Genomic DNA, 13057 nt, shown 5'->3' with positions numbered 1-13057 from the left:
TAAAATAATTATTTTCCTCCTACTCGATTAATTTAACATATTTTAAAGTGTTTTTTCTTTGTGTAGTATAAGGAAATCAATTTGAATAAAGTGTGAAGTTTATTGACAAATAACGACTAGGGTGATAGACTAAAACATATAGTTTTAAAAACTACATAGTTTAGAATGTCAAACAAAATAACTTAGAGAATAAAATCAAATGAATGGAGAGAGGGCTTATGGTTAGAATAGTAACAGACTCATCATCACTTTACTCAGTAAAAGAAGGACAAGCTAATGGAATTATAGTTGCACCACTTACTGTAACTATAAATGGAAAAACATATAAAGAAAATGAAGAAATTAATACAAAGGAATTTATAGATATAATAAATGAAGGACATATTCCAATGTCTTCACAACCAGCAATTGGAGAGGTTGTAGACATATATGATAATTATCCAGAAGATGAAATAATAAATATTTCAATGGGAGATGGTTTATCAGGTACATATAATTCTGCTTGTATGGCAAGAGAAATGGGTAAAAATCCAGAACGTATACATGTAATAGATTCACAAACTTTATGTGGACCACATAAGTATTTAGTTGATTTAGCAGTAGCGTTAAGTAAATTAAATAAATCAAAAAATGAAATTATATCTGAACTAGATGAAGCAATTAAAAATACAAAATCATTTTTAATTCCAAATGATTTTGATTATTTAGTTAGAGGTGGAAGATTATCTCCGCTTGTTGGGAAAATAGGAAGTGTAATAAAATTAGTTCCTGTAATGACTTTATCAGAAGATAAAAAATCTTTAGTTAAATTTACTACTAAGCGTACTTTTAAAAAGGCTATACAAAAAATTTGTGAAGAAATGATAGAAGATAATGTAAGCTCAGATTTTAAGATTTATATTTCTCATGCATGTAAGGAAGAATTGGCAGAAGATGCAAAAAATATTATACTAGGTTATATAGGAAATGCTGATATTGAAACAAGATTATTAGGGCCTGCATTTACTACTCAAGGTGGACCAGGATGTGTTGCAATTCAATATATTAAAAAGCATAAAGTACTACAATAAGCTAGGGAGGTAATAATGGGTATTCCTGAATTTCATATACCAAGATTTAGTGAATTGCCAAGAGTTCCATTATATAAAGAACAGGTAATTATGTATTTAGAAGAAGTGGCAAAAGAACTTAATATTGATAATGAAGAAAAGCTATTAACGCCAACAATGCTTAATAATTATGTAAAACAAAAGGTTGTTTCGCCACCAAAAGATAAAAAGTATAATGAAAAACATTTGGCATATTTAATAGTTGTTTGTGTATTTAAACAGGTATTTAGTTTACAAGAAATATGTAGGCTTATAGATATACAAATGCAGCTTTATCCAATAGAAATAGCATATGATTATTTTTGTACAGAACTTGAAGAAGCTATAAAATCTGTTTTTATAACAAGAGATTTTTCGTATTCTAATTCAGCATTAAATGTAACAAAAGAAAGTGAGATATTAAGATCATCAGTTATGGCTATTGCTCACAAAATATTTGTTATGTATGAAATAGGAGAAAAAGCTTAAAAAATAAAGATCTACAGTGAAATTTTTGCTGTAGATCTTTTATTTTTAAAAAATTTTTATAGTTTTTATATTCCAAATAATGTAAAATAGTCATGGGTGATAAAATCACTACATTTACAATTAAAGGAGATAATAATATGGATATGTATGGATTTTACACAGGAGAAGTTTTTGATGCTTATAAATATTTAGGTGCGCATTTAGAAGATGATGGAGTTGTGTTTAGAACATATGCACCACATGCTTTAAAAGTAGAGTTAATTGGTGAGTTTAATCAATGGGATGGAAGTGAAATGAAGCGTATAGAGGATGATAAGTTCTTTGAATGTACAGTTCCAAATGCAAAGCCAGGAATGTTATATAAGTATAGAATTTACAGTAAAGATGGAGAATATGTAGATCATTGTGACCCATATGGTTTTGGTATGGAGTTAAGACCAAACACGGCATCTATTATTAGAGACTTGAGAGAATATGAATTTACTGATGAAGAATGGATAAAAAATAGAAGTGATTGTAAGGATAAACCATTAAATATTTATGAAGTACATTTAGGATCTTGGAAGAAAAAAAGTGATGATACTTGGTATACATATAGAGAAATAGGAGAAATGTTAATTCCGTATGTAAAAGAGTATGGTTATAATTATATTGAAATAATGCCATTAAGTGAACATCCTTGTGATGAATCTTGGGGATATCAAAATACAGGATTTTTTAGTCCAACATCTAGATATGGAACAGCAACAGAGTTAAAAGAATTTATTAATAAATGTCATGAAAATAACATAGGAGTAATTATGGATTTTGTACCGGTTCATTTCGCAGTAGATGGATTTGCTTTAGCAAATTATGACGGTACTTCATTATATGAATATCCACACGAAGATATTGCAATAAGTCAATGGGGAAGTAAAAATTTTATGCATTCTAAAGGGGAAGTGAGAAGCTTTTTACAATCCGTAGCAAACTATTGGCTTGAAGAATATCATTTTGATGGTTTAAGAATGGATGCAATAAGTAATATTATTTATTGGCAAGGAGATTCAAATAGAGGAGAAAATAAAGAAGCTGTAGAATTTATAAAAAATTTAAATAGTGGATTAAAAAGAATGCATCCTAATACAATTTTAGCTGCAGAGGATTCAACAGCATATCCGAATGTCACAGAAAAAGTAGAAGATGGTGGTCTTGGATTTGATTATAAATGGGACATGGGATGGATGAATGATACTTTAGAATATTTTAAATTACATCCTTATGATAGAAAAAAAAGTTATCATAAGTTAACTTTTTCTATGATGTATTTTTATAGTGAAAAATTCTTAATGCCTTTTTCACATGATGAAGTAGTGCATGGAAAAGGTACAATTATACAAAAAATGAATGGTGAATATGATGATAAGTTTAGGCAAGCAAGAGCGTTATACATGTATATGTATGCGCATCCAGGAAAAAAACTTAACTTTATGGGAAATGAAATAGCTCAATTTAGAGAATGGGATGAAAAGAGAGAGCAAGATTGGGATCTTTTAAATTATCCTATTCATCAAAAATTTCATAAGTTTATGAAGGAGTTAAATCATATATACCTTAATTACCCAGCATTATACAAAATGGATTATGAATTAGAAGGCTTTAAGTGGCTAGATTGTCATCAAGAAGAAAAATGTATTTATGCATTTGAAAGATATTGTGAGGGACAAAAAATTGTAGCAATTTTTAATTTTTCAGCTGAGAAATATGATAATTATGAGGTTGAAATAGATAGAGAAGGAAATATAGAAGTTCTTTTTGATAGTAATATGGAGCAATACGGTGGTGATGGAAACTGTAGTTATAGAACTTTAATCGAAGAAAATACTAAGTATGTTGAAAGAGAAGATAGAAATGATCATAGTTTGATAATTGCAAATAGCGTTAAGCGACTTTTATCAGTTGATATAAAACCATTTTCAGCAATATATTATGTGTTTAAATAAATTATTAATATAAATCTAAATTTTAAAGTGTAAAATATTAATTTTTTAATTTATAAAAAGAGATGATATAATCTTAAAAATCAACGAATTTTAGAGATTGTATCATCTTTATTTAATAATATTAGTTTAATCATCAAAAAATGATTAAAAATCACAGAAAAATAAGGAATAATAGAAATAATAAACTTTACTGAAACTTAAAATGATGGTATTATTATACAGAAAAGGTTATTTGATGAATCGTAAAAAGGGATGAGGATTAAATATACATAAAAAATAATATGTATAATATGTTTACGTTTTCGTTGGATTACTAATATCAATTAAGGGGAGGGTATAAAAATGAATGTATTTCAAAAAAAGAGTTCAGCTGTAGCAGTTGCCATGGCACTTTCAATTAATTTAGTACCAATGGCTGCAAATGCTGAAACAAAAGAAGCAGCAAATGCTGAAACGGTAAATGTAGGATTTATTAAAGAAGGAGAAAGATCCACTTTATTTAATCAAGACTGGCGTTTCTTTAAAGGCAACCAAGATGGTGCTGAAGCTGTAGATTTTAATGATTCAGCGTGGAGAAATTTAAATTTACCACATGACTGGAGTATTGAAGGTGAATTTACAGTTCAAGGTGAAGCTGAAAGTGGTTTCTTATTGGGAGGTACTGGATGGTATCGTAAACATTTCGTAGTTCCAGAAAAATATGAAGGAAAAGATTTTACTTTAAACTTTGATGGAGTTTACATGAATGCAGAAGTTTATGTAAATGGACAAAAGGTAGGGGAACATAATTATGGGTACACAGCTTTTGCTTTTGATATTACAGATGCATTAGTTTGTGATGGCCAAACTGAAAACATAATTGCTGTAAAGGTTTCTAATCCTATTCCAACAAGTAGATGGTATTCAGGAAGTGGTATTTATAGAGATGTTACTTTAAGTGTTACAGATTCTATACATGTTGCACACTTAGGAACAACAGTTACTACTCCAAATCTTGAAATTCAAAAAGGTGGAGCTGTAGATGTAAATGTAGAAACGGTAATTGAAAATGAATCTTTAGATAATTCAAATGTTACAGTTAAGACTACGATAATAGATGCAAATGGACAAGCAGTTAGTGAGCCAGTAACAACTACTGAAAATGTTGCAAAAGATGGAACTAAAACTGTTGCACAAACAGCTGTAGTTAATAATCCAAATCTTTGGTCAACTGATAATCCTAATATGTATCAAGTAAAAACAGAGGTTATAGTAGGAGATGAAGTTGTAGATACTTATTTTACTGATTTTGGATTTAGATATTATAGCTTTGACAGAGATACAGGTTTCTCATTAAATGGTGAAATGATGAAACTTAAAGGTGTTTGTATGCACCATGACCAAGGGTCTTTAGGAGCAGCATCTTATTATAGAGCTGTAGAAAGACAAATGGAAATAATGAAGGAAATGGGAGTTAATGCAATTAGAGTATCTCATAATCCTGCAAGTGAAGCTTTATTAGAAATTTGTAATCGTTTAGGATTAATGGTTATAGATGAAGCCTTTGATACTTGGACAAATCCTAAGAATGGTAATAGTAATGACTTTTCTAAATACTTTAATGCTACAATAGGAGAAGATAACCAAATAATAAATGGTGAAGCTGATATGACATGGGGTGAATTTGAAGCTAAATCAATGGTTAAAAATGCTAAGAATAATCCATCAGTAATCATGTGGTCAGTTGGTAATGAAGTGTTAGAAGGTATCGGAGGAGATTCTTCTAACTATACTACAGTTGTTCAAAATATTATAGATTGGATTCAAGAAGAAGATACAACAAGACCTGTTACTATCGGAGATAATCAATCTAAGAATGGTAGTAGTAGAGCACAAGCTATTTCAGATGTAGTTGCTGAAAATGGTGGTATAGTTGGATTTAACTATACAAATCAAAATCAATTTAATAGCTTATTAAACAATAATGAAAATTGGATAGCTTATGATTCAGAAACTAGTAGTGCTGTTCATAGTAGAGGTTATTATAAAACTTGGGGAAGAGATAATAGCGCTCTTCAAATGGCTGAATATGACAATAATGAAAATAGAGTTGGATGGGGACATTCAGCAAGTACTGCATGGAAATATGTTATAAAAAATGATAGAAATGCAGGAGAGTTTGTATGGACAGGATTTGATTATATAGGTGAACCAACTCCTTGGAATGGTGTATCAACAGGTTCTGTAAGTGGTCAAGGAGCAGCTCCTAAATCAAGTTATTTTGGTATAGTTGATACTGCTGGTTTTGAAAAAGATATTTATTATTTATATCAAAGTCAATGGAATGATGATGTAAACACATTACATTTATTACCTACATGGAATAGGGAAGATATATACCTAAGCAATGGTGTAGCTACAGTTCAAGTATTTACAGATGCTTATAAAGTTGAGTTATACTTAAACGGTGAAAAAATTGGAGAACAAACTGCTACAGAGCATACTACAGAAGCTGGATATAAATATTATACATTTGGTGATGATGAATTATATCCAACATTTAATGTAACTTATGAAGCAGGAACTTTAGAAGCTAAGGCTTATGATAAAGATGGTAATGAAATAACTAATACAGAAGGTAGAAGCTCTGTAACAACTACAGGTGAAGCTGTTACTGTAGATTTAAGTGCAGATAATACTACTATTGCTGCTGATGGATATGATTTATCTTATATTACTGTTGATTTAGTAGATGCAGATGGAAACATTGTTGGTGGTGCTAACAATGAATTAACTTATACTCTTGAAGGAAATGGTAAGATTGTAGGTTTAGATAATGGTAATGCAGCTGATACTACTTCTTACAAGCCAACTACTGATAAGCTTGGTACTAGAAGTGCATTTAGTGGAAAAGCATTAGTAATAGTTCAATCTACTAAAGATGCAGGTGAAATGACATTAACAGTTTCAGGTGAAGGGTTAAAATCTAAATCTATAACAATTAATACTGAAAATAGAGCCGGAGACGATAAATATATAGAATCTTATGATATAGTTAAAGATTATTATGTTTCTTTAGGTGAAAAACCAGAATTACCAACAACTGTAGAAGCAAGATATAGTGATGGAACAACAGCTAACTTTAATATTGAATGGAATGCTTATGATGAAGAAATATTAAATACTCCACAAATAGCTAAGTTAACTGGTAAATTAGAAGGTACAGATATAGCTGTAGTTGTTAATGTTCATATTATAGGTGATGTAGTTGCTATGGAAAATTATTCAACTTTCACTTATGCTGGTACAACTCCATCTCTTCCTAAGACTGTAAAAGGTTATTTAGTAGATGGTGGTGATAGTGAAGAATTTGTTGTTAATTGGGATTTAGAAGGCAAAGATTTCTCTACTGAAGGTGAAACTGTAGTTGTTAATGGTACAGTTAGCTTATTAGGTAAAGAATATCCTGTTACTGCTTCAGTTAGAGTAGTTGAAGCATTAAGAACAGCAAGTAACCTTGCACTTAATAATGCAGAAAACAATGATGTTCCAACATTATCACAAAGCTGTACTTCTACATCAGATAATTTAAATTCTATTAATAATGGTATTACTAATAATGGAAGTGCAACAGATCAACGTTGGACAAACTGGAGTGAACGTGATTTAACTGTTGATGGAGAGCCAAAGGGAGCTTATATTCAATTAGATTGGGATAATAAACATGCTATTGACCGTTTAGACCTATGGTTCTTTACAGATAATGTATATAGTAGAATTCCAAAGAAAGTAGAAATAAGTTATAAGAATGAAGCAGGGGAATATGTAGTTGCTTCTCATACAAATACAACAGAAGTTTCTTATACTTCAGGAGAAACAACTTATAGATTAGACAATGTAATAAACACAGATAGTATACGTGTTTATATGCAACAACCAGAAGCAGGAAAATGTGTTGGTTTAACTGAAATGGCTGTTTATCAATATGTTCCACAGGTAAATGCTAATGTATCAGCTGCTTTATCTGAAATTAAGTTAGATGGTCAAGCTTTAGCTGACTTTGCTCCAGATAAAATGGAATATACTGTTGAAGTAGAAACATTACCTACAACAGTGGAAGCTATAGGACAAAGCAATGCAGCTGTAACTGTATTACCGATTTATAACAATAAATCATTAATAGTAGTTCGTTCAGAAGCTGGAACAAAGAATGTATATACTATAAACTATGTATTAGATGATGTAGAACCAGAATTAGTTTTAGATATTAATGGAGATGGAGCTATAACTATAGGAGACTTAGCTATAGTATCTAAGAATTTTGGTAATGTTGTATCAGGAAATGAACTAAGTGAAAAATCTGATATAAATAAAGATGGTGTAGTAAATACAGAGGATTTAAAGCTTATTATAGATAATATATTTGGAAACTAATATTATTTTTATTAAATTAAAAAATATCATTATTTAAAAATAATAAAAATAGGTTAATATTAAATGATGACAAATGGTATATTTAAATTTGCAATATACCATTTGTCTATTTTTTTATTCAATAGTACATAATTTTGAGTATTAATAAAGGTTAAGTTATATAAGGTGTATAAAATTGATAGATAAAACTAAATAAGGTAAAATTAAAATCAGTAGGAAATATAGAAAAAAACAGTATTTAAGGGGAAGAGGAGAATATATAATGCCACCAATTAATTTATTGATAAAACCAGCATCAGGTAATTGTAATTTAAGGTGCAAGTATTGTTTCTATAAAGATGTAGCTAAAAATAGAGAAAAAGAATCATATGGGTTTATGAGTGAAGAAACATTATCAAAGGTTTTAGAAAAATCATTAGCTTATGCAGAGAGAGAATGTGTAATAGCATATCAAGGAGGAGAACCTACATTAATAGGATTAGACTTTTTTAAAAAGTCATTAGAGTATGAAAAATTACATAATATAAATAATGTTAAAATAGTTCATGCAATACAAACTAATGGATATACTCTTAATAAGGAATGGGTAAAGTTTTTTAAAGAAAATAATTTTTTAGTAGGAATTTCATTAGATGGTAATAAAGCTACACATGATGAATATAGAAAAAACTTAAAAGAAGAAGGAACTTTTTATAGGGTTTTAGAAGGAATAAATTTATTAAAAAAATATGAAGTAGATTTTAATATATTAACTGTAGTAAATTCTAAGACTGTAAACGAAATAGAAAAAATATATAAGTTTTATAGAAAAAACAATCTAAATTTTATGCAGTTTATACCTTGTTTAGATAAGCTAAATAAAAATCCTGGAGAAGATGTGTATTCTATAACGCCAAAGGAATATGGGGACTTTTTAAATAAATTATTTGATCTTTGGTTTGAAGATTTTAAAAAAGGAAATGAACCATATATTAGAACTTTTGATAATTATTTAGCTATTATCTTAGGATATTTACCAGAGGCTTGTGAGCATAGAGGTATATGTAATAAACAATACATAATAGAGTCTGATGGAGAAGTTTATCCTTGTGATTTTTATGTTTTAGACAAGTACAAGCTTGGAAACTTGAACTTTAATTCAATAAATGAAATAGATAATAAAAGAATGGATATTAAATTTATTGAACATTCAATGATAGAGACTAAACAGTGTAAGAGTTGTAACTATTTTAAATTATGTAGAGGCGGGTGCAAAAGAAATAGAATGGAATTTAACAACAGTGGAAATTACATCAATTATTTTTGCCAGTCATATAAAATGTTCTTTGAATATTCATTAGATAGATTAATAAGTGTAGCTAATTTTATAAAATATAATAAGAATTAATATAAACTGATTTAAAAACTATAATAAAATTATTTGTGTATATAAGTATTAAGAAAAATAAATTTTTAATATTAGTGTCGATACAAATAGTTTTAATATAGTTTTTTTGCTTTATTATATAAGAATATTGCTGAAAAAATACAAAAATATTACAAAAGGTTTATATTAAAAAAAATGGGTGATAAAATTTATTTGAGAGAATAGTCTATTAATTAATACATATTAAGAGGCTAATAAAAAACTGTTAATTAATTTAACAGAATATTTTTAAATTAAACTTAAAAACAGGGGCATATGAGAATGATTAGGAGAAATAAAAAGTTATGCGTAATGATTTTAAGCATGATGATGGTCGCAAATTCATTTACCTATGTAAAAGCAGAAACTAATGTAGTAAAGACAAATCTTGCATTAGAGGATGGAGTAGTAGCAACAACATCAGATGATGAAACATCAGATTTTACTGGAAGTAAAGCAATTGATGGAATAGTTGATTATGAAAATTCAGGAAAACAATCTAGATGGGCTAGTAATACAACATCAGCAACTATAGAAAATAAAAAGTGGTTAAAAATTGATTTAGGTGAAGTTAAAAACTTTGATGAAATAGTAATCGATTGGGAAAGAAAAAATGCAACTAATTATATAATTGAAGTAAGTAGTGATGATACAACTTGGAGAACGATTGAAGAGTTTACAAGTGCACCAAGTGAATATAGACAAGTAGTCAAGCTTGATTCGCAAGAAACTGCACGTTATGTTCGTTTATCTATTTCAAATTATTCAGAAACAGCAGATAAAAGAGATACTGATGGAAGTAATAAAAGTATAACTTGGAATACAGTATCAGTATTTGAACTTGAAGTAAATCAATATCAAGAAGTTGAAAATTTAGCACTTAAGGGAACAGCAACAGCTAATGCTTTTGAAGGTGGAGCGTTAACAGCAGATAAGGTTAATGATGGAAATGATACTACTAGATGGGCTAGTGAAGTTAGAAGTGCAACAACTGAAAATCCACATTGGGTACAAATTGAATTACCAGAAGCTAAAACAATTCAAAGTTTTGTTATCAATTGGGAGAGAAATAATGTAATTGATTACGAAATTCAAATTTCTAATGATGGACAAGAGTGGGAAACAGCATGGGCAAGAACTTCTAAAAACGATAACTGTAGGGTAGCTGCTAATTTTGATCAACCTAAGACGGCCCAATATGTTAGAGTTAAAATAAATAATTTTGACCAAACAGGTACAAATGCATCTGGAGTAACTAATACATGGAATACAGTTTCAATATATGAATTTGAATTATATTCTAATAAATTAGATTTACCAACTTACACAATTGATGATGTTGTAGGTTCAATAACAGCACCTGTTGTAAATAAGGGCGATGCAAAAATGCAAATGCCAGAGGTTCCAGAAGGATTTGAATTAGAATTTGTTGGTGCAGATTACGAGCAAATTATAGGTGCTGATGGAACTATATATGAACCATTAGTTGATACAACTGTAGAAGTTAACTTCAAAGTTAAAAAGGGAGATGAGGAAAGAACTACAGCAGCATTACAAGTACTTGTTCCAGGGAAATATGAAGCTAATGTTGGTAATGAAAAGCCAAAAGTTATTCCAGAACTAGCAGAATGGTATGGAACAGAAGGAAATTTTGAAATTTCAGATAGTACAAGGATAATTGTTGATAGCAATTATAACAATGAATTAATGGAAACAGCTAATAAGTTTGCTAGTGATTATGAAGATATTATGGGAAGAGAAATAGCTGTAGAAGTAGGAACAGAAGCAGTAGCAGGAAGCTTTTTCTTAACATTGGCAACAGAAGATGGTGGTCTTTGTGATGAAGGTAATATTATAACAATAACTGATTCTGTTAAAATCGAAGCTAAGGCTAATCAAGGGGCATTTTATGCAACACGTTCTATATTGCAAATTTTAAAACAAACAGAAAGCACATTACCACAAGGTATTGTTAGAGATTATCCAAAATATAAAGTAAGAGGTTTTATTTTAGATGTAGCAAGAAAATCTTATGAATTAGATTCATTAAAAGAGCTTGCTGAAACTATGGCTTGGTACAAATTAAATGATTTACAAGTTCATTTAAACGATAACTATATATTCTTGGAAGACTATATAAATTCAGATAAATCTAATATAGAAGATGCATATGATGCATATTCTGCATTTAGACTAGAATCTGATCTAAAAAATGAAGCAGGAGAAGGTATCACATCTACAGATGTATACTATACTAAGGATGAATTTAGAGAATTTATTCAATCTTCAAGACAAATGGGAATAAATGTAGTACCAGAAATAGATACTCCAGCTCATGCTTTGGCATTTACAAGAGTGTTTAGAAATTTAGCTTTAGAAGGATGGAATCCAAGAATATCTAATAGACCTGTATTAGATCATTTAGATTTAGGAAATCCAGAATCTTTAGAATTTGTTAAGACTTTATTTAATGAATATATGCAAGGCGATAACCCAGTATTTGATACAGAAACTACAGTTCATGTAGGTACTGATGAATATGAAGCTAATAAGGAGCAATATAGATCATTTACAGATTCTGTTCTTGGTCACATTCAAGATTCAGGTAGAACAGTTCGTATGTGGGGTGGATTAACTTGGCTTGATGGAACAACAGAAGTTAGATCTGAAGGAGTTCAATTAAATGTTTGGTCAAGAGATTGGGCAGAGCCAACACAAATGTATAATGAAGGATATGACTTAATAAATACACTTGATTCAAGTCTTTATATAGTTCCTGCAGCTGGATATTATGCAAACTATCTAAATGCTCAAAATCTTTATAATAACTGGGAACCAAATGTAATGGCAGGGAAAGAATTCCCAGCAGGTGATGACCAAATGTTAGGGGCTGCTTATGCAATATGGAATGACTCAATAGATAAGAGAAGTCAAAGTGTTTCTGAATATGATGTATTTGATAGATTCTTTAAGGCGCTTCCAGCACTTGCAGAAAAAATGTGGGGTGAAGGAGAAGATAAGACATATGCAGAACTAAATGAATTATCTGCAGTTACAGGTACAGCTCCAAATACTAACCCATATTATACTGTAGAATCAGATACTCCTAACTATGTAGAATATGATTTTGAAGAAGAAGAAATATTAGATAAGTCAGGAAATGGATATGATTCAATTTCTAAGAAAAATGTATCACTTGAAGCAGGAAAGAAAGGACAAGCTTTAAGACTTAATGGTGGAGAAAGCTATGTAGAGACTCCAATTAAGAGAGTTGGGCTTCCAAACTCAATTTCTTTCTGGATTAAGAAAGATGGAAATGCTCCAGAAGGAGAACAAATTTTATTTGAATCACCATCTAAATTTGATAATTATGCTATAAAAGCAGTTGATGCTAATGGTAATGTTGGATTTACAAGAGAAAGAGATGACTTCTCATTTAATTACCAATTACCAGATGATGAATGGGTATATTTAACTATTACAAGTGAAAATGAAAGAACTTCATTATACGTTAATAATGAATTAGTTGATACTTTAGGAAATAGACCAGTTGCAACTTTACTTATTCCATTTGAACGTATAGGAAGTACAACAAATTCATTTAAGGGATTAATTGATGGAATAGTTCTTGGAAGTGAATTACCACAAGATGAAACAGTTATAGATTCAACTAATTTTAC

6 protein-coding genes are annotated in these 13057 nt (G+C 29.5%); all 6 read left to right on the top strand.

Features of this window, described 5'->3' with window-relative positions; genetic code table 11:
- Positions 1 to 218: 218 nt before the first annotated feature.
- Positions 219 to 1070, top strand: coding sequence for a DegV family protein (locus tag HMPREF0216_RS11100; protein WP_040419750.1), 852 nt, complete (start codon positions 219 to 221; stop codon positions 1068 to 1070).
- 15 nt (positions 1071 to 1085) lie between these two features.
- Positions 1086 to 1577 (top strand): DUF1836 domain-containing protein, encoded by a 492-nt coding sequence (locus tag HMPREF0216_RS11095; RefSeq protein WP_005214248.1) that lies wholly within the window; start codon positions 1086 to 1088, stop codon positions 1575 to 1577.
- Positions 1578 to 1714: 137 nt separating this feature from the next.
- Positions 1715 to 3559, top strand: a complete 1845-nt coding sequence (glgB, locus tag HMPREF0216_RS11090) for a 1,4-alpha-glucan branching protein GlgB (RefSeq protein ID WP_083875415.1) — start codon at positions 1715 to 1717, stop codon at positions 3557 to 3559.
- A gap of 342 nt (positions 3560 to 3901) precedes the next feature.
- The gene (locus HMPREF0216_RS11085) at positions 3902 to 7972 is read left to right on the top strand and encodes a glycoside hydrolase family 2 TIM barrel-domain containing protein (RefSeq protein ID WP_005214244.1); all 4071 of its coding nucleotides are present in this window, start codon (positions 3902 to 3904) and stop codon (positions 7970 to 7972) included.
- Positions 7973 to 8234: 262 nt separating this feature from the next.
- A complete protein-coding gene (locus HMPREF0216_RS11080; RefSeq protein ID WP_005214242.1) occupies positions 8235 to 9359 on the top strand; it encodes an anaerobic sulfatase maturase in 1125 nt (374 codons plus the stop codon).
- A 300-nt stretch (positions 9360 to 9659) separates the two neighbouring features.
- Positions 9660 to 13057 (top strand): family 20 glycosylhydrolase (locus HMPREF0216_RS11075; RefSeq protein ID WP_051040711.1); only part of this gene is annotated, 3398 nt, incomplete at its 3' end.

The organism is Clostridium celatum DSM 1785, assembly GCF_000320405.1.
GTDB lineage: Bacteria > Bacillota > Clostridia > Clostridiales > Clostridiaceae > Clostridium > Clostridium celatum.
The sequence above is the reverse complement of the archived record's forward strand: the minus strand, read 5'-3'. Positions and strand labels throughout refer to the sequence as shown.